Here is a 22,681-nt window from a genome sequence, read left to right on the forward strand (position 1 = left end):
GTCCCCGCACCCCAGCCCATCGCCGTCCCCGCGCCGGCGACCTTCGCCAAACCACTGCGCTTCTTCCCCGCCGTCAACCTGCGCACCGCCCGGAAAACCTGCAACCGCACCGCATGGGCACTGTTCACGTTCCTCGCCGCCACCACCGTCGCGGCCGTCATCATCGGCGCCATAGCCGACATCGTCAGCCCCGGCCTCACCGACAAGCCCGGCTCCATCAGCATGGTCCTCTCGTCCCTCGCCCAGTACGGCGTCGGCGTGCCCCTGTGCCTGCTCATCTTCCATTTCGTGCCGAAACACCCGCCGCAGCCCCGTCCCGACGAACCCGACGCACACATGCGCATCGGACGCTGGCTGCTCATCTTCCTCATGGGCTTCCCCATCATGTTCGGTGGCAACATCGTCGGGCAGCTGGTCTCCAACCTGCTGTCGCTCGGCAAATACGGCAACGTCCTCGACGACGCCATGTCCACCGGCAGCAGCGAATTCGTGCCATTCGACTTCGCCGTGGAATCCGTGGTCGCCGTCATCCTCGCCCCCTGCTTCGAGGAGCTCATCTTCCGCAAGATGCTCATCGACCGTCTGCGCGTCTACGGCGAAAAACTCGCCATATTCATGTCGGGCCTGCTGTTCTGCCTCATGCACACGAACACGTACCAGACGTTCTACACGTTCGGTTGGGGTCTGCTCTGGGCCTACATCTATACGCGCACGGGCAAGGTCCAGTACACCATCGCCATGCACGCCGCCACGAATTTCGTCGGCGGCGTCGTCGGCCCGCTGATCGTGAGCGGCGCCGACCTCTCCGCGTTCGACAATCTCAACACCGACGATTCCAACGCCATCATGGACGCGATCTCCCGGTCCGGTCCAGGGCTCGCCATCATCGGCGCCTATTTTCTCGCGATAATCGGCCTATCCATCGCCGGCCTGGTGATGCTCATCCGCAAACGCCGGGAGTTCTTCATCAAACCCGCCGAACAGGACCTGGCGCCGGGCAACCGCGTCCGCGTGGTCCTCGGCAATCCCGGCATGATCGTGTTCGTGGCGCTGACCGCGCTGATGACGTTCGGCGCGCCGATCGTCGCGGCGTTTTCGTGAGGCCCATTCATGAATCGTCAAATACACCCCGAAATTCTTCGATTTTGGCAGGTACCGGTCGATTCATGAATTCCCGCATACGTTCTGAGGGCCCCATCAATTCACGAATCGCTAGATGCGTCCCGAAATTCCCTGTTTTTGACGGGTATCTGGTGATTCGTGAATTTTCCCACGCCCAAACCACTCAGATCCATGCAACGATTCCGTGAAAAACCCGCTATAATACCCGCTTCACTTGCGAAATCCCGTATTTCCCGCTAATATCGTGAAGTTGTGTGTTCAGGCCGGGGCATCCCGACGGGGACACGGGAAAGACTTGAACAAACAGTAAGAGGAGTCATCATGGCAGCTCGTTGTGCAGTCTGCGGCAAGGGCCCGCAGGTCGGTTATTCCGTCTCTCACTCGCACCGTCGTAACAAGCGTCGTTTCATGCCGAACCTGCAGCCGGTTCGCACCAGCATCGATGGCGAGAACGTTCGCCTTCGCGTGTGCACCTCCTGCATCAAGGCCGGCAAGGTCCAGCGCGTCGCCTGATTCGCGTTTGCGTAGTGCAGCGGTAGACCCGCATTATCGTATGATCCCGTGAGTTCCGGCTCGCGGGATTTTTTTTTATTGCCCATATCGTCCGGTGTCTCGGTTCGTTGGGTTTTGGCTTGTTCGATTTCGGCCTGTTCAGTGGTGTGATTCGTTCGGTAGTTTGATTCGTCCGGTAATGCGGTTCATTCGGTTTCGGTCCGTTCGTTGATTCGGCTCGTTTAGCGGTGTGATTCGTCCGTTGATTTGATTCGTTCGGTAATGCGGTTTGTGGGTCTAATGGTTCACTGACGTTGGTGATTCCGCTTGCTTGCCGGAGCGCCGACGCAATGTGGGTCATTCCGATTGGGTTTGTGGGTCGTATCGATCAGATTTGTGGGTCCCCTCGTCCACTCAGTTGGGTTTGTGGGTCCTCTCGCTCATTCGGTCGGGTTTGTGGGTCTGGGACGTTCAATAACCGTGGGTCTGACCGTTCATTAATCGGTTTGTGGGTCTAGGGTATACGTGAAGAGACCGAAAATCGGCTCCTCATGAACGGATAGACCCACTTTCGATTTTCCTCGACTTTTTGGACCCACAAATCTGACTATGGCGTCCTGTTAGACCCACAAATCCGGTCCATCGGGGGACAGGCCGTCAGTGAGATCTGGCTGCGACGGTAAATTGGGCCCACAGATTTGGCTGCGCGGCCGATTGGACCTCGAATTCGGCTCGCCGACCGATTGGACCCACAAATTCGGCTGTGATGACTGGGTGGACCCACAAATCCGGCTATGGCGGCTGAGTGGGTCTACAGATGCTTGCCGACCGCGATTGGACCCACGAATCTGGCTGCGTGGCTAAATATGGCTGTCACAATCGATTGGACCTCGAATTCGGCTCGCCGACCGATTAGACCCACAAATCTGGCCGTGAGACTGGGTAGACCTACAAATCCGGCTACGGCGACCAATCAGACCCGTGAATCCGGCTGTCACAATCGATTGGACCCACGAATCCGGCCGTGGCGATCGATTAGACCCACAACACCGCGTCGATGTGAGCCGACGGTCCACGCGAGCGGTCACAATGGGGCGTATGACTATTGCCCTGGATACCGCCGTTTCGTCGCTGATGACGAACAAGCGGCGTGTCGGAGCGTTGAAATCGCTGGGCGTGGTCACGGTCGGCGACGCGCTGACCTATTATCCGTTCCGTGTGACGGACCCCGTTCCCGTCACGCCCATCCGCAGCATCACCATCGGCGTCAAGGCGGCATTCGTGGCGACCGTGCGCGAACTGCGCGTCATGCCGATGAACGCCCGCCGTGGATTCCGCGTCGAGGCCGTGCTCGACGACGCCGACTTCGTAGGGCCCTCGCCGCGCACCGCCCTCACCGAACCGTCGTCGTCATTCGCCGATACAAACGCCGCTGCACGATACGCGCATACGGCCCCCGGCATGGCGAGACTCGTGTTCTTCTCCCACAACAAGGGGTACGCCGACTGGATGAGTTCCCGCCTGCGCGCGGATTCCGTGGTCGTGATCGCCGGCGATCCGACGGTGTTCAACAACAACCTGCAGTTCACGCATCCCGACGTGGTCGTCGTATACGGGCCCGACGGCCGGCCTGCGGAAATCGACTCCGTGGCGGCGGCATTGGCCAAGGTCTCGCGGCCGCAGCCCGTATACCATGCCAGTTCGCGAATCTCGACCGACCACATCCACGAATCGATTCTCGGATTCCTACACATGATGGCGGACGATGCGGCCGGCGAGGCCGCGTCCGATACGGCTTCGGACACCGACGGGGGAACGGCGTCCGTTCCCGCTGCGCCGATGCCGCCGTCCGTTCCCGCCTCCGCCCCCGGCGCCGTTCCCGCCACGCCCGTGGATCCGGCGTCCCTCGCGCGCGCCATCCCCGACATCCTGCCCGAATCCGTGCGCACGGGCGAACGGCTCATGCATCGCGCCGAGGCGTTCCTCGCCATCCATCATCCCGATTCGGTCAAACGGTTCCATGCGGGCATCCGCACGATGCGATTCGAGGAGGCGTTCGTCGCGCAGACCGCGCTGCTCGCCGTGCGCCGGCAGGCCACCACCATCGACGCCTACCCCTGCCCGCAGCCGACCGGCATGGACGTGTTCGACGTCGACGCCGGCGAGACGAGACTGCAGAAATTCATAAAATCCCTGCCATTCCAACTGACCGACGGCCAACGCAAGGTCATCGACGACATCGCCGCCGACATGACCAAGCCGGCGCCCATGCAGCGGCTGTTGCAGGGCGAGGTCGGTTCCGGCAAGACCGTCGTGGCCGTGGCCGCCATGCTGCAGGCCGTCGACGCCGGACATCAGGCCGTGCTCGTCGCCCCCACGCAGGTCCTCGCCGAACAGCATTACGCCAGCATCAACCGCATGGTCGGCGGCGACGTGGACGTTCTCCTGCTCACCGGCGGCATGAAACTCGCGGCACGACGCCGCGTATTGGGCACGGCGGCCAGCGGCACGCCATGCATCGTCGTCGCCACGCATGCCGCGTTCTCCAAGTCGTTCCAGGCGCCGAACCTCGCGCTCGCCGTCATCGACGAACAGCACCGGTTCGGCGTGGAGCAGCGCGAGACACTGCGACGCAAATCCGAACGCGCGCCGCATCTGCTGGTCATGACGGCCACGCCGATTCCACGCACCGCCGCCATGACATGGTTCGGCGACCTCGACATCTCCTGGCTGACCGAACTGCCGGGCGGACGCAAGCCGATCCGCACCATCGTGGTGCCCGAGGCCGACGGCCATACGATGGCGCGCATGTTCGCGCACATCCGCGCGCGCGTGGACGCGGGGGAGCGGGCGTACATCGTCTGCCCGCGCATCGACGAGAATCCCGAGGATGAGGAGACCGCCGCCGAAATCGCCGTCGAAGGCGGCGGCGCGCGTGGCGGACGACGCCGGTCGGGCGCGAAATCATCGCGCATGATGGCGAGACGTTCGTCGCGACGGGATGAGGAATACGGTCTGATGATCGACGATCCGTTCGACGACCCATCCGACGCCGGCGACGGCTCGGCCACGCCGAAACCGCCGCTGCATTCCGTGGAGGAGATCGCCGCACGATTGGCCGCGCTGCCGCAGTTCCAGGGCATCGAACTGGCCACGCTCACCGGCCGCGACGACGACGAGACCAAACGCCGGGTGATGGACGATTTCTCGTCCGGATGCACGCCGGTATTGGTGGCGACCACCGTCATCGAGGTCGGCGTGGACGTGCCGCAGGCCAGCTGCATCGTGATCTTCGACGCCGACCGGTTCGGACTTTCGCAGTTGCATCAGCTGCGCGGACGTGTGGGCCGAGGCGGCACGAACAGCTGGGCGTTCCTGATCTCGCGGGCCGAACCCGGTTCGCTGGCCGCACAGCGGTTGGAGGTCATCCGCACGTCCACCGACGGCGCGGACATCGCCCAGGCCGACATCGAACTGCGTGGCGCCGGCGACGTGCTGGGCGACGCGCAGTCCGGCGGACGCTCGTCGCTGAAGCTGCTGCGCGTGGTCAAGGACGCCGACATGATCGCCGACGCGCGCAAACGGGCGCAGGCGCTGCTCGACGCCGACCCCGACCTGCACGGCGAGGTCGAACTCGCCGGCGCCGTGCTCGACTTCACCCGCGGCAACGAGCAGTTCATCACCAGTACCTGACCGCCCATACCGTGCATAATGGAGTCTATGCGTATTATTGCGGGACGATTCAAGGGTTTTGAGATCACGACGCCGAAAAGCGGCACCCGGCCGACCACCGACCGTACGAAAGAGGCCATCTTCTCCCATCTGACGGCCATCAATATTCTCCCCGACGCGCGCGTGCTCGACCTGTTCGCCGGCACCGGCGCGCTCGGCATCGAGGCGTTGTCGCGCGGGGCGAGGTCGCTGGTGGCGGTGGAGTCCGCCGGACCGGCCGCCGCCATGCTCGGCAAATCGTTCGCACGACTCAAGTCGTCGAAGGCGTGGGAGTCCGGCATGGGCGCCCGCGTCGTCAGGGCGAAGGCCGAGAGATACGTCGGCGTCGGCGCGGCGGACGATGCCTCGCGGGGCGCCATGCGCGGCGAATCGTTCGATCTGGTGCTCATCGACCCGCCGTACGCCTTCAGCACCGATGACTGCAACGCGTTGACGCAGACGCTGGTGACCACCGGCATGGTCGACCCGCGTGGCGTGATCATGCTGGAACGGTCGGCGCGCTCCGACGACCCGACCGTTCCGGAAGGATGGGAGATCACCCAGGCGCGCAAATACGGCGAGACCGCCGTGTTCTATTTCGAACGCCGACTGGAGGAGTAGCGGATTCGCGGTGTGTGCTGGCGGGGAGATCCTTCGACTCGCTTCGCTCGCTCAGGATGACAATATCAGAGGGCTGCGCTCGCTCAGGATGACAATATCAGAGGGCTGCGCTCGCTCAGGATGACAATATCAAGTGGTCGAAGATCTGCTCCCGCTGGCGGTATCGGGGCAGGGTTCGCTGCACCCGCTGGCGGGGCCGCCGGATGTGGTCCTTCTTAGAAGTACCGCACCGGCAGATGCTCCGGCGGCAGCTTGCGCGGATGATGGCCCGAGACCTCCCAGCCGAGCATCATCAGCGTCTTGCGGTCGGCCTTGCTCAGCGCCTTGCAGTCGAGCTGCTCGATGAGATCGGGGCGGATGCGCGACGTGCGTTCCAGTGCCTCGTCGCGGCGGAACCGGTCGACCCTGCCATGGTCGCCGCTGGTCAGCACGTCGGAGACGGCGATGCCGCGCCATGCGGTCGGCCGCGTGAACTGGCGGTGCTCCAGCAGCGGTTCCCCCGTATAGGATTCCTCCACGATGGATTCGGGGTTGCCCATGAACCCCGGCAGCAGGCGCACAATCGCCTCGATCATCGCCGACACGGCCACTTCGCCGCCGTTGAGCACATAATCGCCGATGGAGTATTCGCGCACTTCGACGCCTTGCCGCGCATAGTATTCCGGCACGCGCGCGTCGATGCCCTCATACCGGCCACAGCCGAAAATCAATCGCTTGGCGTGGGAGAGGTCCGTGGCGTCGGCCTGCGTGAACAGCGGCGCCGACGGATTCGGGAAGATGAGGATCGGCCTGGCCTGCATGTCAGGGTCGTTGGGGTCGACGTCGCCGCCGGCGGCGGTCGTGTCCGTGGAGGGTCCGGTGGCTGCCGGATGGTCGATGGGCACGTTGTATCCGGGGGCTTCGTCGAACAGCGAATCCAGTGCGGCGACCAGTTCGTCGGGATCCTTCGTCTCCTTGAGCAGCTGGCCTGCGGCATCGCGTTTCTCCGCGGCCGCGGCGTCGGCACGCTCCTCGGCGGTCGTGGCGTCCGGCACGGGCTCGCCGGCGGGGGTGGCGGCCGGCGCGTTGCCCGGCCGGGGGACGAGATGGAAGTCTCGGGAAAGGATCGGCTCGCCCTCGGCGCTGAAATCGACCGGTTTCAGACCCATGAGGTCGTCGAGGCATTTAGCCCAGATCTCCGGCTTCATCACCATGCCCGCGCCGCCGCCGACCGGGGTGTCATCCACGGAATGATGCACGTCGTGCGTCCAGTCGCGCAGGTTGCGTGCGGTGACGGTCAATAATCCGCGTTGTTGGGCCTTGCCCAGCAGACTGAGCTTCAGTACGTCGAAGTATTCGGGGAATACGGAAACGATGTCGATATGCATAGGTCCCAGCGTATCGCATACGAAGTTTCCGGGTTCACGAATCGGCGGATACGGGTGATGTGAGCGCTATATTTTCGTGTATCTGCCGATTCGTGAACTGCTACCGGTCCTGCAACAGGCCGTTCGGCGGGTCGAGCACGAGATATCCCTCGTCCAAATCGACCTCGGGGACGATCTCCTCGACGAACGGGACCAACGATTCCGCGCCGCTCGGCTCGGTGACCGTCAGCAGCCACTGCGCGGGGGACTCCGTCACGTCCGTGACCCTGCCGGCGATCACATACGCGTCGGTAGAGTCATCATCGTGGGAACCGGCGTCACCGGCGTCGTCATCATCGGCACCACCATTCGCGTAGATTCTCGCCTCGAGGCCGATGAGCTCCTCGGCGTAGAACCCGTCGTCCTCGTCGGAATCATCGTCGGCGTACGTGGGCTCGACGTACAGCATCGTGCCGTTCAGGGCCTCCGACGCGTTGCGGTCGGTCACGCCCTTGAACAGGAGTATCCACCGTTCCTTGAACTTGCGGGACTTCACGACCTCGAATTCGCGGCCGTCGCCGGTCAGCAATACGGAGCCGGGGGCGAACCGCTCCTCCGGATCGTCGGTGAACGCGCGCACGTTGACCTCGCCCTTCAGGCCCTGCGCCCTGCCGATACGACAGACCCTCAGCAGCTCACGCTGCTGAGGGTCTGTATCGTGCTGTGTATCTGCCATCGTCATTGCTCCGATGTTACCGGACGACCAAGACGCGATGGATGTGCGAGATTCCTGCGAATCCTATGAAACGTCGTTCAGCGCACGTCCATGATGTCGACGCGGACCTTGTGGTCGGCCAGGGCCTGCACCACGGTGCGGATGGCGTTCGCGGTGCGTCCGCCACGACCGATGACGCGGCCGATGTCCTCCGGGTTCACCCGCACGCGAAGCAGTTCGCCGCGGTTGTTCTCGTGGGACTTGACGGACACGTCGTCCGGGAAATCGACGATGTTCTTGATCAGATGTTCGACGGCTTCAGCAAGCATGATTACTCAGCCTTCTCCTCGGTGGCTTCCTCGGCGGGGGCCTCGGCTTCGGCGGCCGCAGCGGCCTCCTCGGCTTCCTTCTCGGCCTTGGCCTTGGCTTCGGCTTCGGCCTTGGCGGCCTTGAGCTTCTGGGCCTCATCGGCGGCGGCGGCCACGCGGGCTTCCGCATCCGGGCCTTCGGCGGCGACCTTCAGCGTGCCTTCGGCACCGGGCAGGCCCTTGAACTTCTGCCAGTCACCGGTGATGTTGAGCAGCTTGAAGACGGCCTCGGTCGGCTGGGCGCCGACACCGAGCCAGTACTGAGCGCGGTCAGACTTGATCTGGATGAGCGAGGGCTGCTTGTTGGGATCGTAGATGCCGATCTCCTCAATGGTCTTGCCGTTACGGGCCTTGCGGGAATCCATAACGACGACACGGTAGAAGGCGTAGTGCTTCTTGCCCAGGCGCTTCAGACGAATCTTGGTTGCCAAAACGGCTCTCCTTATGTATTAGGGGTGTGCATCTTCGGTTTCGTGTGGGGCACGGAAACCGCGATCCACGTGTTCCTCATAAGCAACGGAGTTAGAGGGCGCCACTGCTTACGAATAACAGCTAAATATTATAACCACATTCCGGCGTGGACAAGCCCGAAAATGGGGATTTATTTGGGGATTTTTGGTTGCCGTTATGCACCAAATCCGGTCACTCACTGTTTTCACCGCGACACGCCGGGAAAACGGCCTGTTATGCGGTGAAAACGGCGAACAACCGGATTATGCGGTGGATTCGGTGGACGACCGGACGGAATGGGCCGTCAGGCGGCCTTGGTGGTGGCGATGCCGGACGTGGCGGTGACCTCCTCAAGCGTCTGCTCCAGCGCGTCGAGGAACCATGCGAAGTCCTCGTTGGTGGTGGTCACGTTCGGGTATACACGCAGAATCGTGTCGTTGTTGATTGAAGTCATGGTGTGCACCAGGTGCTTCTGGGCCAGGATCGTGCCGACGCGGGGCGCGAAGCCGACGCCGTCCTTGTCGGCGCCGAACTTCAGGCCGATCATGTAGCCGCGACCGCGCACCTCCTCGAGCACGTCGGGGAAGCGGTCGCGGATCTTGTTCAGGCCGGCGAAGATCACCTTGGAGCCGGCGCGCACCTTGGCAGGCACGTCGTTCTCGATCATGTACTGCAGGGAGAGCAGCGCCACGCAGGCGGAGATGTTGTTGTCCTGGTAGGTGGCGGTGTGCATCATGGCGCTTTCCTCGGAACCGTAGGCGGCCATGTACAGCTCCTCCTTGGCCTGCAGGCCGGAGACGGGCAGCACGCCGTCGGAGATCGCCTTGGCGAAGGTGAAGGCGTCGGGTACGAGGTCCTTGTAGTACTTGTGCGCCCAGATGTAGCCGGTGCGGCAGGAGCCGGCCTGCACCTCGTCGAGCACCATGTAGGTGTCGTACCGGTCGCACAGTTCGCGCACCTTGTAGAAGTAGTCGTCCGGCGGCACCACCACGCCGCCTTCGCCCTGGATCGGCTCGGCGATGAACATGATCACGTCGCCCTTGCTCAGCTCGGTCTCGAGCGCGTCGGCGTCGCCGTACGGCACGTAGGTGTGGCCGGGCATCGGGGCCTGCCAGCGGCGCCAGGTGTCCTTGCCGCCGGCGTTCACCGCGCCGAGCGTCTTGCCGTGGAAGGCGTTGAGCGTGGAGACCACGCGGGTCTTGCCCTTCTTGGTGCGTCCCGCGGCGATGCGGCACATCTTCAGCGCCGCCTCCACGGCTTCGGCGCCGCCGCCTCCGTTGGTCATGGTGCGGGTGAGCTCGGGGGTGATTTGCGCCATGTTGTTGGCGAACGCGGCGGTCACCGGCTTCAGGGCCATCGGGTCCATGCTCAGCGGGTGGGTGTCGAGGAAGCGCTTGACGCCGTTGACGATGAACGGGTTGTTGTGGCCCAGCAGGTACACGCCGACGTCGCCGATGAAGTCGAGGCGCTTGTTGCCCTCGGCGTCCCAGATGTGGCATCCCTCGGCCTTCTTGATGTCGAAGGTGAGGCCGGCGGCGAGGCCCATCTGGGTGCGCACCTTGTTCATGTGGGCGAGCTGGAGCTCGCGGACCTTGTCCTCGCTGAGGTCCAGCGCCTCGCCGAGGGTGATGAAGTTGGGGTAGACGTCCTTGACGTTGGTCATGGCTGTGCCTTTCTGTGTGGTGGTTGGTTGTGGTGGTTGCTGTTGGTTGGTCGGTGATGGGTCGGGAATCGGGCGCCGTCTATGCGTCGGCGTCCACCAGGTTGTGGTATGCGGTGGGGTCCTTGCGCCGCAGGAGCAGCGCCCGCGCGGCGCCGGCGAGCAGCGATGCGGCCAGGATGCCGAGCAGCGTGTAGGTCAGGGGACCGGCGGCGGTGTGGCCACCGGAGTCGGCGTCGCCCACCAGCGTGGGGAAGTTGCTGATGATGAAGTACAGGAACGTGGTCAGCGCCACGGCCCCGAGGCCCGGTGCGATGCCGGAGCTCCACAGGCTCACGTCGATGTCGTGGCGGATGAAGAACGTCACCACGGCCAGGCAGGTGAGCACCATGAGGGTCACGAACCCCACGGTGGCCATGCCGGAGAGCCAGGTGAACCCCTGGGCGTACGGGTCGGCGCCGAGCAGGGCGATGACGAGCACGATGCCGGCGGCGGTCGCGGACTGCGCCAGCGACGCCCGGGAGGGCGACCCGTGCCGTGCGTGCACGGTGCCCAGGCCCCGCGGCAGCACCCCGTGCGTGCTCAGCGAGAACATATAGCGGGCGAGCACGTTGTGGAACGAAAGCACGCAGGCGAACAGGCTGGTGATGAGCAGGAGGCTGATGACGGCCGCATACCAGGGGCCGATGTAGGCCTGCGCGGTGACTTGCAGCATGTTGCCCTTGGCCAGGGTCTCCCCGGCTACCTGCTGCACACGGTCGGATCCCCATGCGCTGACGAGGGCGAACGACGAGAACGCGTACAGTACGGTGACGAAGGCCACGGCGATGTACGTCGCCCGGGGAATCGTGCGGTCGGGGTCCCGGGCCTCGCTGCGGTAGACCGCCGTGGACTCGAAGCCGATGAACCCCGCGATGGAGAACATCAGCGCCACGCCGGGCGCGCCGGAGGCCACGGCGGCGGGGGAGAAGGAGGCCGCCGGGTCGATGCCGTGCGCGCCGCCGCGTGCGAGGATCACCGCGGAGAGGATGACGACCACGCCGATCTCGGCGACGAGCAGCGGCCCGAGCACCTTGGAGCTCATGTCGATGCGGCGGTAGCCGAGGAACGCCACGATGGCGACCATCAGGAACGAATACGCCCACCAGGGAAGATTGGCGCCGGTGACCGCCTCGATGCCCGTTTGCAGCTGCAGGCCGATCAGGCAGTATACGGAAAGTTGGATGGCCGTGTAGGTGACCATGGCCAGCATCGCCGCGGCCAGTCCCCACGTGGGGTTGAGCCCCTGCGAGATGTAGGCGAAGAACGCGCCGCTGCGGGGCACGTATCGCGCCATGGCCGAAAGCCCGACGGAGAAGAGCGCCAGCGCGAGGCCCGCGATGATGAAGGTCGAGGGGAATCCAGCGCCGTTGCCCAGCAGGATGCCCACCGGGGTGCCGCCGCCGAGCACGGTGAGCGGCGCGGCGGCGGCCACCACCATGAACACGATGGCCCCCGTGCCGAGCGAGCCGGCGAGTTCGGGCCGCGTGGAGGCCGTTGCGCCGGCCGTGCCGGCGGTGGGTGGTTTGCATATGGACTGGTTGATTGTGGTGGTCATCATGGTTCCTTCCGATTGCCGATCGGGCATGGCCCTTATCGGGGTGGAACTGCTTTGGCTGGGGGCTGCGGCAGCTGTGGCGGGTGGGAATCGCCGCGGCCGTTGTGCGGTCGGTGTCGTGTTCGACGGTTTCCTTGGCTGGTGATGTCCATCAATATAAAAGAGCGGATGCTCTTTTTAATTGCCGGCCGTTTTCGTCCATGTTTCGGGGGTGCCGGCGTCGGTGGATGGGGAAATGTCCCGTGCGTCTGGCGGAAACGTTGCGGAAATAATAATGAGCAAGTGCTCACTAACGATGCGCGTCACGAACGCGCGACGTCATGCCGCCGACACCGCCGCTGCAGCCGACTTACAATCGGCCGCTTTCCATGTGCCTTCACTCCGCGGTGAGCATGCGGCCGATAACATGTTCGGTCCGGACGGCGACGGCGTCGTCGTCCTTCGTGGCGTATCCGATCTGCGCGTTGTTGGTCAGCGCCATGATGGCGAATGCGGTGTCGCGCAGCGTCCGGTCGTCGGCATGCGCGATCTCCCCGACCTCGGCGGCCTGCCGCAGCAGCGTCTCCAGGATCGACGACCAGGCCTCGGTCTCGTGCGCGGACGGGGAGAGACGGGTGCCCTTGGTCACCTCCAGCCCCCAGAAGCTCACGACGATCCGCGCCTCCGCGCGCGAGACGTCGTCCAACGGCAGCAGCTCATGGACCATGCGGCGTATGGCGTCGACGCCCCGATGCCCGGCGATGGCGAACATGATGCGGTCGTCCACGTTCTGGATGATGGTGTGGTAGGACTGCACGAGCAGCTGATTCATATCGTTGAAATACCGCCACAGCAGACTGTTCGAGATGCCGAGCTGCGCGGCGAGCGAACGTGACGACGTCGAACCGATGCCCTGCTTCCTCACCAAATCGAGATACGCCTCGACGATCGCCTGCCGTCGTGCGGCGTGATCGACGATTTTTGGCATGGCCCCTCCTTGCCGGTTGCCATCCCAGTATGACACATCGGCGGCGTCGGAGAGGCCGCCTTGCCGTATTCGGGGGTACGGGGGTAGATTGTCATTATTGTGTATATGTGTTCCGAATTCCGAATGTGATATCCGGAGGTAAAGATGACTGATGACGACGGCACCGCGACCGTGCCGGCCGCTCGGACGGCCGCGCCCGACAATGCGCCCGACAATGCGCCCGACGATGTGGCCGCCATTAGGTCGGGATTGGAATCCGGACTCGTCGTGCATGACGAGCGGGTCGTGTTCCAAGGCGGCGACGAATCCCAGTTCACCGTGATCCAGGCCGACGTGAGCGTCGAGGGGCGGCCGGCGGGCGCGGGCGGCGACGGCGTGCCCGCCACGGCGGAGGATGGGGATGCCGCCACGCATCCGATCCTGTTCGCGCAGGTGCGCGGCGGGCAGCCGAGCGTCGTCTGCGTGGCGGTGCGTGATGACGGCCGGCTGCTGTTGGCCCGCCACTGGCGTATAGCCACCGACTCGTTCGAATGGGAGTTCCCGCGCAGCATGGGCGTGGCCGGTGAGGTGGCGAGCCGCACCGCCGAACGCGAGCTCGAGACCGAGGCCGGTCTGGCGTCGTCGGGACGCCGGCTGCTGCAGCTGGTCCACACCGACACGTGCAAGATCCGCGGCTCGGTGGCCGTGGTCGAGGTGCGTGTGGACGCCGGCCAGCTGGCCGAGGTCGAGCGCGCGCAGTCCCGCCTTGGCGAAGGCGGGGACTCCAAGCTTGCATGGATGACCACCGGCGAGATCGACGACATGATAGCCGCCGGCAACATCATGGACGGCATCACTCTCGCCGCCTACACCGTGTGGAAGGCGCAGCGGGCGGACGACTGAGGTGGCCGGAGGCGGATTACGGGGCCGCGGCCCCTCTCCTCAGCGCTCGCGATACACCTTGGTGTAGGAGCCCTCGGCGCGCGGGCGGACGACGATGCTGTCCACATCGACCGTGTCGGGCTGGTCGAGCGCCCAGCGCACGCATTCGGCCACGTCCTCGGCGCTGAGCGGATCGGGCACGCCCGCATACACGGCCGCGGCCTTCGCCTTGTCGCCATGGAACCGCTTGACCGAGAACTCGTCGGTCTTCACCATGCCCGGCGCGATGTCGATGACGCGTACGGGCTCGCCGATCATCTCCAGGCGCAGCACGCGCGCCATGATCCGCTCCGCGGACTTCGACGCGCAGTATCCGGCGCCGCCTTCATACGGTTCGATGCCCGCCGTGGACGAGATGACCAGCACCGAGCCGGCCGACTCCTTCAACGCCGGCAGCAGCTTCTGCGTGATGCGCAGCGTGCCCAGCACGTTCAGTTCGTACATGGCGCGCCAGTCGTCGAGGCTCGCGACGGCCACCGGATCCTTGCCGACGGCGCCGCCCGCGCAGTTCACCAGCGCCTTGACCGGGCCGGCCGCCAGAATCGTCTCGACCGCCGCCGACGTGGACCCTTCGTCGGTGATGTCGGCGACGACCGGCGTGCAGCCGGTCTCCTCCGCCAGCGCGGCGAGCTTCTCCTCGCGACGGGCCAGTGCGAACACCGCCCAGCCCTCGGCCGTCAGCGTGCGCACGGTCGCGGCGCCGATGCCGCTTGACGCTCCCGTCACCACCGCGGTTTTGGTCGCATTGTCCGTCATGGTTCCTCCTTGAAGCGATTCCATGGGATACGGCTTCATTGTAGGGCGGGGGAGATCCTTCGACTCGCTGCGCTCGCTCAGGATGACATGGGGGAGTGTGGCGCTAGCTCAGGATGACATGGGGGAGTGTGGCGCTCGCTCATATGTAGTTTTTCATTTCTCTCAAAAACTACGTAGTTCGGCGTTTCCTGACGTAGTATAGGGATTGCGCCGTACGGCATCGCTGCACAGTTGGTTGCCGACTGGATGTCGTACGGTTGCTTCCCCCATGTTCATATCAATTCCATGAAGAATCGACGGAGGAATCCGCATCACGACGTTGGGTCATCGAAACCGCCGAACGTGAGACCGTGCCGATCGTGACCAACGACGTGGCGCTCGCCGGATTGGCCCTCATCATCGAGTGATTTTCGGGTAATCGCCGGGTGGTTTACCCCGAAATTGCGAGTTGTGGGTGTTTGCTATTCGGATACTCGGCGGACGCCCATTGCGATTTCAACGATTTCTTGCCGGAAAAACCGTATTGCCGCGTATCGAACACCCGCAACTCGCCTTTTCTCCCATGATGCCCTCGTTATGCTTGAAGGTATGAGGGTTCTGCATACTTCCGACTGGCATATCGGCCGCCGGCTCAAGGGCGCCGACCTCGCCGAATACCAGCGCAAGGCGTTGGACTGTCTTGTCGACGTCGTCCGCCGCGAACATATCGACGTCGTCTGCGTTTCCGGCGACGTCTACGATACGCCGATGCCGTCGGCCTCCTCCGTGGACATCCTCGACGACGCGCTCACCCGGCTCACCGCCGTCACCGACGATGACGGCAATCCCGCCGTGGACGTGATCGTCACGCCCGGCAACCATGATTCGGCGCGCAAACTCGGCTTCGGCGCGCACATGATGCGCGACAACCTGCACCTGCGCTGCGCCATCGACGACATAGCCACGCCGGTGGTCGTCACCCGGCCGGCCCCCCGCGCCGCCGCAACGGCCAGGCCCGAAACCCTGCTCGTATATACCCTGCCGTACCTCGACCCCGACGTCGCACGCCCTGCATTGCAGTCGATGATGCCCGACGACACGCCGATCCCACGCTCGCACGAGGGCGTGATGACCGCCGCGATGACGCTCATCGAAGCCGACCTTGCCGAACGCCGCGCCGTCGACCCCACGGTCCGCGCCATCCTCATGGCCCACGCGTTCGTCTCCGGCGCCACGCCCAGCGACTCCGAACGCAACATCACCGTCGGCGGTGTCGACAGCGTGCCGGCCGCCGTGTTCGCCGGCAGCGGCATCGACTATCTGGCGCTCGGCCATCTCCATCGCGCCCAGCAGGTGCGCATTCCGAAGCCTGCCGATGTGAAGCCTGCCGACGCGACGTCGTACGATTCGGCACCGTCCGCCGTCGCGCAGGATGTCCCGGACGCAGGCCCTGGCGTCGCTTCGGCTTCCGCCTCCCGCGCCACCGTCGCCCGCTACGCCGGATCGCTGCTGGCCTACTCGTTCTCCGAGGCCTGCACGCCGCCGAAGGAGGGCAACGGCAAAAGCGTCGTCGTCATCGACACCGCCGGCATGGATGACGCCGCCGGTGCGGATGGCACCGCCGACGCCGCCGGCACAACCAACCTGACCATACGCACGCTGCCCGTGGAATCCGGCCAGCCCGCGCTCGTCCAATTGCGCGATACGCCGGAACGGCTGCTCGGCGACCTCGCCGAACGCTACGCCGACGATTGGGTGTCCATCACCGTCGTATGCGACGCCTACCCGCACGACATGTATCGGCGTCTCGACGCCGCCTACCGTCATCCTTTGGAGAAGAAATTCGAGATCCGACGACGTCGCGACGCCGACGGCGGCCGCACGATGGCCGACCTCCGTCAGAGCCGCAACGAACTCGAGGTAATCGACGGATTCGTACGATACACATTGCATCGCGACCCCACCGACGCGGAGGCCGCCGTATTGCGCGCCGCCGTCGAACAGGCGAAGAAGGAGCAGGAACCGTGCGACTGATCGGCATGCGATTCATGGGCATCGGCCCGTATGAGAACGAATACTCCATTGATTTCGCCGCGTTGAACCGGTCGCATATCTTCCTCATCGAAGGCGAGACCGGCTCCGGCAAGTCGACCATCCTCGACTGCATCAGCTTCGCGCTGTACGGCGCCGTTTCCGTGGACGACGCCAGCAAGGACCGTCTGCGCTCGCGATTCCTGGATACGCAACAGACGCCGTCGTTCGTCGACCTGATTTTCGAAATCGACGGCGCATACTATCGCGTACGCCGTCAACCGCAGTACGACCGGCAAAAACTGCGCGGCACGGGCACGGTCACGGTGAACGCCAAGGGTGCGCTATGGAAGCTCGACGCCGGCTTCGCCGATCTCGTACGTCGGACGCGTGCCGGGGCGGACGGCGGCGATGGCAGCGCCGACCGGTATTTCGACTACGCCGAAGCCGGCGGCCACGGCGAGGCGTTGGCCACGCAGGCGCGCGACACCGGCGCCGAGATCATCCGACTGCTGCATCTCAACCGCGACCAGTTCTCCAAAACCGTGATGCTCGCGCAGGGACAGTTCTCCGGCTTCCTCAAATGCAAGCCCGAGGAGCGAACGAAACTCATCAAGGACCTGTTCTCTGCGGACATCTACGAACAGATTCAAAAGATACTTGATGACATGCGAAAGAAACGTTCCGCCGATGTGGATGCGCGACGACGGAACGCCGTCGGTGCGATCGTCGAAGCGAAGGACAACGCCGAACGCATCGCCGAACTCGCCGTGCAATGCGGCGTCGCGGATGACGAAACGAACGATGGCGACGAAGCGGATGACATCGATGATTCGATCGACGTTGACGGCGACGATGTGGACAATGCGGACACGCCTGGGGATAACGTCGGCGACGAAACGGATGCCGCCGGTGCGGATGACGACAATATCTCTGGGGATGACGCCGCATGGTGCCTGACCGACGACGGCGACCTCGCCGAACCGGCGATGGGCGCCGACGACATCGTCGCCACCATCGGAGAACGGTTACGGCAGACCAACGAAACCTCCGACGCCGTACTGCGGCACTGCGGCGACACCGTGCGAACGGCGGCCTCCGACCTCGCCGTCGCGCGCGAACGATTGGACACCGTGCAACGGCTGCGGTCACTGGCCGCTGACGAACGGACGGCCGCCGAACGCAATGACCGGCTCGCCGCCCGCGCCGAGGAGATGCGCAAGAACCGCGACAGGCTGGAACGCTCTCGCAAGGCCGGCCCCGTCGTCCAGGCGCAACGCGAATGTGCGGCGCTCAGCGTGCAACGCGGCAAACAGGAGCGACGGCTGGAGGAGTGCAAGGAGCAGCTCGCCCGATACGACTCCGCCGAAACGATGACCGAAGCACGGGAGGCGGCGTTGCGCAAGGCGGCCGAACGGCCCGTGGCCGAAGCCGCATTGGACTCCGCACGTACGCTGCGCGAACGCATCGGCAAAGCCGACGCCGCCCGCAAGCAGGCCGAAACCGCCGTCGCGGCCGTCAGCCAACGCGAACGACAGGTCACGGCCGCGGCGGCCGCACTCGCCGCCCTGGAAACCTCCGAGGCGGTGAATGAGCAGCTGCAGGACGTCATCCGTCAGGAGGCCGCCGCCGCACAACTCAACGAACGACTCGACGAGGCGAACAACCGGCTCGACCATGCCCGCCGTCGCGACACCGCCGAACGCAAACTCCACGAACTCGAAGACGCCGCACTGCTCGCCGGCCGTGGCCATCACGAAGCCGAAGCCGCATACAAGCGGGCGCAGGCCGCCTACCGCGCCGCCGGCGCCGCGGCATTCGCGCGTCTGCTGGAAGACGGCCACCCGTGCCCGGTCTGCGGCGCCCTGGAACATCCGACCCCGACCGTCGCGCCCGCCGACGCGCCGGATGAAACCCGACTCGACCAATTCGACACCGCCGTAAGTGACGCCCTGAAGGCCTTCGAAGCCGCGAAGAGCAGCGTGCTCGTGCAGCGCAAGACCATCGAGACGGAAAGCGCGCTCGCCGGCGGGCTCAGCGTCGAACAGGCGCAGTCCGCCGTGAACGAGCTGCAGCAGCGAATCACGGAATCCGAGGCGCTTGCCGACCGGCACAAGGCGCTCGCCGAGCGGCTGTTCGCCATCCGCGACGCCGAACAGGCCGACACCCAAGCCCGGCAGCAGCTGGAAATCGCTCGCAACAACGCCGAGAACGCGCGCCGTCTCGCCGATGCGGCGGCGGAGCTCTGCCTCGACGACACGACCGGCCGCCCGGTCACGCTGGACGTCGTGGAACTGCGGGAGCAGCAGGCGCAGCAGGCCATCGACGAATGCGAACGGCAGCGGACCATCGCCGACCGGCTCGGCGACAGGCTCGACCAGCGAGCCACATGGGAACGGCAGACGGCCGAAGCCGAAGCGACGTTGCGTACGCTCGGCAAGCAATTCGCCACCGCCATCGCCAACCGTGACCGACTCGCCGCGGCCAACGGGTTCGCCGACGTCGACGAAGCCCGGCTTTCGATGCTGCCGGAACAGGAAGCCACGCGGCTCCAGCAGATTCTTGACGACTACGACGCACAAGTCAGCATCGCCGAGGCCGACCTGACGCGCATCCGCCGTGAACTCGACGGGCTTGCACGGACGCCGGTCGCGGAGCGGCTGCTTGGGGAGGGCGCCCATGATGCGACCGTCGGGCCGGGCGCCGAACCGGGTACCGGGCATGACGCGGCCGACGCCCCCACCACGACGGACAGGGCCGGCTTCCTCGCCGCCATCGCCGCGCTCGACGAAACCGCCGCCGCCGACCGTGTCGCCGCCGCCGAACAGACCCACGAAACCGCCATCCGCATGGAGGAGCAGGCGCGCAGCCTCGACGACACACGTCGCCGTCGAGCCGCCACACTCGCCACGCAGCTGCGCGATTGGGCCAAGGCCAGCGCCGACTACGCGCCCGTGCGCGACATGGCGCTGCTCGCCGGCGGCAAGGCCGGCTCCCTCGCCAACGACGGCCTCTCGCTCGTCACCTACGCCGTCACCGAACGATTCCGCGACGTGCTCGACCGCGCCAACGAAATCCTCAAGGACATCCGCGGCGGCGTCTACGAACTCCGTCTCGGCACGCACGAAGGCCGCGCCGCCAAAACCGGCCTGCCCATCGAAGTGTTCGACCGCCGCAGCGAACAATCCACCGAAGCGACCACGCTCTCCGGCGGCGAGACGTTCTTCGTCTCCCTCGCGTTGTCGTTGGCGCTCGCCGACATCATCCAGGCCGAGAACGGCGGCATATCCATGGACACGCTGTTCATCGACGAAGGATTCGGCTCGCTGTCCGACGACTATCTCGACGACGTGCTCGCCGTGCTGCGCTCCATCAGCCGCACGCGCGACATCGGCGTGATCTCCCACGTCGGACGGCTCAAGGACCAGATCGCCGAACGCATCAGCGTGACCCGCATCAACGAGGACTCCGCCTCCCGCCTGACCGTGACGGTATGAAAATACTCTGAAGAGTTCAGCCGACATCCGGCATACGGTATGGTTCGGCCGCTACCATGCCGGAATTGGTCAGGAATACGCCCTCCGCTCAGTGCACGGCGGCCCGCAATACGCGCGGTATACCGTAGGGTGGGGGAGTTAGGAACGTATGAAGTCTCATGAAGCAACCAAACCGATGGCCGGCGCGCAACGTCGGAGAAAGCCGGCCGTGAAGACCGGCGTGGCCAAATCGACGGCCAAACCGACGTCGAAATCGGCAAAATCGGCGTCGAAGACGTCGAAAACGCCGCGTAAGCCGTCGTCACGAAAGCCACGCACGGCGTTCGGGCGTTGGATGCGCCGCGGCGGCAAACGCGTGCGGTCGGTCAAGAAATTCGTGGTCACCGTGGTCGCCGCCGTCATCGCGGCCGTGTTCGTGTTCGGGATGGGCGTCGTCGTCTACAAGCAGATGAGCATCACCCTGGCGAAGAACCGGCAGGCGAAATACGTGCGTCAATACGATTTCGACCCCGGCAACATCATCTCCGACACGCAGTTCTTCAACACGAAATCCATGGGCACGTATGAGGTGCAGCAGTTCCTCGACAAGCACGGCGCCAAATGCTCCGGCGACCTGTGTCTGAAGAACTACACCGTCACCACGCTCGACGAGAAGGCCGACAGGCTCTGCGACGGGTACAAGGGCGGCCAGCAGCAGTCCGCCGCGCAGGTCATCGACGGCGCGGCCCGCAGCTGCGGCATCAGCCAGAAGGTGCTGCTCGTCATGCTGGAGAAGGAGCAGGGGCTCGTGAGCACCACCACGCCCAGCGAGGCGCGCTACAAGGCGGCGCTCGGTCTCTCCTGCCCCGACGACGGCCCATGCGACCCCAAGCACGGCGGCTTCTTCAACCAGGTGTACGGCGCGGCGCGGCGGTTCAAGTACTATCAGGCGCACGAAAGCATGTACAACTTCCACGCCGGCCAGCTCAACTACGTGCAGTACCACCCGCAGTCCAGCTGCGGCGGCGCCAACGTGTGGATAGAGAACGACGCCACCGCGCTGCTGTACATCTACACGCCGTACCAGCCGAACGTCAGGGCGCTGCAGGCCGGGCTCGGCGAGGGCGACTCATGCTCCAGCTACGGCAACCGCAACTTCTCGATCCTCTACGACGCCTGGTTCGGCGATCCGCGCGCAAGCTGACGGAGGGGCGGCGGGGGTGGGCGCGCGGCCGTCGCCTAGTCCACGGCTATGTGTATTTTTAGAGAGTTGCCCATTTTGGGCACGCGCTTACACACTCCTGTCATGGAACGTCCATGGCCTTTAAGTCCGAAGGAGGTGGGTGATGTCTGCGCATAAGTATGAACTGATGCTCATTGCAAATCCTGAGCTTGATGAGCGAGCCGTGAAGAAGCTCGTCGACCAGTTCCTGAAGGTTGTCACCGATGAGAAGGGTTCCGTCGAGGACATCGACATCTGGGGCCGCCGCAAGCTTGCCTACGAGATCGATGGCAAGAACGAGGGCAACTACGCCGTCGTGAACTACACCGCTGAGCCTGCCACCAGCGCCGAGCTGGATCGTCTGCTGAACCTCAACGAGTCCATCATCCGTACGAAGATTCTTCGTAAGGACGCCAAGTGATCCTTCGGGCCTAGCCCGAAATCACCGTCTTACTACTTATCGATTCCCCGAGGGAAGGCCTTGTAATGGCAGGAGATACCGTTATCACGGTCGTGGGCAACCTCACGGCCGATCCGGAGCTTCGTCAGATTCCGAGCGGCGCCACGGTGGTCAATTTCACCATCGCCTCGACGCCCCGCACCTACAATCGAAACTCGGGTCAGTGGGAGGATGGCGACGCGTTGTTCCTCCGCTGCTCCGCCTGGGATTCGAACTACAATCCCATGGCCTCCAACATCCAGGCCTCGCTGTCCAAGGGCATGCGCGTGATCGCGCAGGGTCGTCTGGTGCAGCGTTCCTACACCGCGCAGGACGGCTCCAACCGTTCCGTCGTGGAGCTTCGTGTCGATGAGATCGGTCCCGCGCTCTCCCGCAACACCGCACAGGTGACGCGCAACAACAACGGCGGCAATGGCGGATACCAGGGTGGCGGCGCCTCCCGTGGCGGATTCGCCGGCGCCGCGCGCAACACCAACGCGGCCCCCGCGCAGGGTGGCTACTCCGGTGGCGGCAGCTACCAGGGTGGCAACGGCGGATACCAGGGAGGCTATCAGGGCGGCGCATCCGCCCCGGCCGCTCCCCAGCAGTCGTCTGCCCCCGCCAACGATCCGTGGGGTTCCACGGGTGGTGACGCCGGTTCGTATGGAAACTTCGGAACGAACGACGAATTCGGCGGCAACAGCGACGAGCCGGACTTCTGATCGTCCGATCGTCGGTCCCTCCGACGACGTCCGCCCGGCCCGATTGCCGGCCGGACAGCCACGCAACCAACAGGAATCGAAAATCG

At 64.8% G+C, this 22,681-nt stretch carries 18 protein-coding genes; 10 read left to right on the forward strand and 8 right to left on the reverse strand.

Features of this window, described 5'->3' with window-relative positions; translation table 11 throughout:
• The 4 genes from KIH77_RS09640 to rsmD form a co-directional block, all read left to right on the forward strand.
• Positions 1–1,101, forward strand: a 1,101-nt coding sequence (locus tag KIH77_RS09640) for a CPBP family intramembrane glutamic endopeptidase (RefSeq protein WP_219101359.1), incomplete at its 5' end; no start/stop codon positions are given.
• A 342-nt stretch (positions 1,102–1,443) separates the two neighbouring features.
• Entirely contained in the window at positions 1,444–1,635 is a 192-nt protein-coding gene (gene rpmB / locus KIH77_RS09645) for a 50S ribosomal protein L28 (RefSeq protein WP_219101361.1), read from the forward strand.
• A gap of 1,077 nt (positions 1,636–2,712) precedes the next feature.
• Positions 2,713–5,307: an ATP-dependent DNA helicase RecG gene (locus KIH77_RS09650; protein ID WP_219101363.1), complete on the forward strand. Its 2,595-nt coding sequence runs from the start codon at positions 2,713–2,715 to the stop codon at positions 5,305–5,307.
• Between the two features lie 27 nt (positions 5,308–5,334).
• The gene (rsmD, locus tag KIH77_RS09655; protein WP_219101365.1) at positions 5,335–5,946 is read left to right on the forward strand and encodes a 16S rRNA (guanine(966)-N(2))-methyltransferase RsmD; all 612 of its coding nucleotides are present in this window, start codon (positions 5,335–5,337) and stop codon (positions 5,944–5,946) included.
• Positions 5,947–6,161: 215 nt separating this feature from the next.
• Here the strand turns inward: rsmD and trmD are convergent, their stop codons facing one another.
• From trmD to KIH77_RS09690, 7 genes are all read right to left on the reverse strand, one after another.
• The gene (gene trmD / locus KIH77_RS09660) at positions 6,162–7,313 is read right to left on the reverse strand and encodes a tRNA (guanine(37)-N(1))-methyltransferase (protein ID WP_219101367.1); all 1,152 of its coding nucleotides are present in this window, start codon (positions 7,311–7,313) and stop codon (positions 6,162–6,164) included.
• 100 nt (positions 7,314–7,413) lie between these two features.
• Positions 7,414–8,028, reverse strand: coding sequence for a ribosome maturation factor RimM (gene rimM, locus KIH77_RS09665; RefSeq protein ID WP_219101369.1), 615 nt, complete (start codon positions 8,026–8,028; stop codon positions 7,414–7,416).
• Between the two features lie 77 nt (positions 8,029–8,105).
• A complete protein-coding gene (locus KIH77_RS09670; RefSeq protein ID WP_100510527.1) occupies positions 8,106–8,336 on the reverse strand; it encodes an RNA-binding protein in 231 nt (76 codons plus the stop codon).
• Between the two features lie 2 nt (positions 8,337–8,338).
• Positions 8,339–8,806: a 30S ribosomal protein S16 gene (rpsP, locus tag KIH77_RS09675; RefSeq protein ID WP_219101371.1), complete on the reverse strand. Its 468-nt coding sequence runs from the start codon at positions 8,804–8,806 to the stop codon at positions 8,339–8,341.
• Positions 8,807–9,129: 323 nt separating this feature from the next.
• Entirely contained in the window at positions 9,130–10,488 is a 1,359-nt protein-coding gene (locus tag KIH77_RS09680; RefSeq protein ID WP_219101373.1) for an aspartate aminotransferase family protein, read from the reverse strand.
• A 79-nt stretch (positions 10,489–10,567) separates the two neighbouring features.
• Positions 10,568–12,085: an APC family permease gene (locus KIH77_RS09685; protein WP_219101375.1), complete on the reverse strand. Its 1,518-nt coding sequence runs from the start codon at positions 12,083–12,085 to the stop codon at positions 10,568–10,570.
• Positions 12,086–12,458: 373 nt separating this feature from the next.
• Entirely contained in the window at positions 12,459–13,049 is a 591-nt protein-coding gene (locus KIH77_RS09690) for a TetR/AcrR family transcriptional regulator (RefSeq protein WP_219101377.1), read from the reverse strand.
• A gap of 144 nt (positions 13,050–13,193) precedes the next feature.
• Here KIH77_RS09690 and KIH77_RS09695 point away from each other — a divergent pair, with 144 nt between their 5' ends.
• Positions 13,194–13,931 carry an NUDIX hydrolase gene (locus tag KIH77_RS09695; RefSeq protein ID WP_219101379.1) on the forward strand — a complete coding sequence of 246 codons (738 nt, stop codon included), beginning with the start codon at positions 13,194–13,196 and terminating at the stop codon, positions 13,929–13,931.
• 39 nt (positions 13,932–13,970) lie between these two features.
• Here KIH77_RS09695 and KIH77_RS09700 read toward each other — a convergent pair whose 3' ends face one another.
• Positions 13,971–14,726 (reverse strand): SDR family oxidoreductase, encoded by a 756-nt coding sequence (locus KIH77_RS09700; protein WP_219101380.1) that lies wholly within the window; start codon positions 14,724–14,726, stop codon positions 13,971–13,973.
• Positions 14,727–15,314: 588 nt separating this feature from the next.
• Here KIH77_RS09700 and KIH77_RS09705 point away from each other — a divergent pair.
• The 5 genes from KIH77_RS09705 to KIH77_RS09725 all read left to right on the forward strand — a co-directional run bounded on the left by KIH77_RS09705 (position 15,315) and on the right by KIH77_RS09725 (position 22,595).
• The gene (locus KIH77_RS09705; RefSeq protein ID WP_219101382.1) at positions 15,315–16,739 is read left to right on the forward strand and encodes a metallophosphoesterase family protein; all 1,425 of its coding nucleotides are present in this window, start codon (positions 15,315–15,317) and stop codon (positions 16,737–16,739) included.
• Positions 16,730–20,233, forward strand: a complete 3,504-nt coding sequence (locus tag KIH77_RS09710) for an AAA family ATPase (protein ID WP_219101384.1) — start codon at positions 16,730–16,732, stop codon at positions 20,231–20,233. Before KIH77_RS09705 ends, KIH77_RS09710 begins: the two co-directional genes overlap by 10 nt.
• A 148-nt stretch (positions 20,234–20,381) precedes the next feature.
• Positions 20,382–21,416, forward strand: coding sequence for a LasA N-terminal domain-containing protein (locus KIH77_RS09715; RefSeq protein WP_236024615.1), 1,035 nt, complete (start codon positions 20,382–20,384; stop codon positions 21,414–21,416).
• A 142-nt stretch (positions 21,417–21,558) separates the two neighbouring features.
• Positions 21,559–21,855: a 30S ribosomal protein S6 gene (gene rpsF, locus KIH77_RS09720; protein WP_219101386.1), complete on the forward strand. Its 297-nt coding sequence runs from the start codon at positions 21,559–21,561 to the stop codon at positions 21,853–21,855.
• A 65-nt stretch (positions 21,856–21,920) separates the two neighbouring features.
• Positions 21,921–22,595 (forward strand): single-stranded DNA-binding protein, encoded by a 675-nt coding sequence (locus KIH77_RS09725; RefSeq protein WP_219101388.1) that lies wholly within the window; start codon positions 21,921–21,923, stop codon positions 22,593–22,595.
• Positions 22,596–22,681: the final 86 nt, after the last annotated feature.

Source organism: Bifidobacterium pluvialisilvae, assembly GCF_019331695.1.
Lineage (GTDB): Bacteria > Actinomycetota > Actinomycetes > Actinomycetales > Bifidobacteriaceae > Galliscardovia > Galliscardovia pluvialisilvae.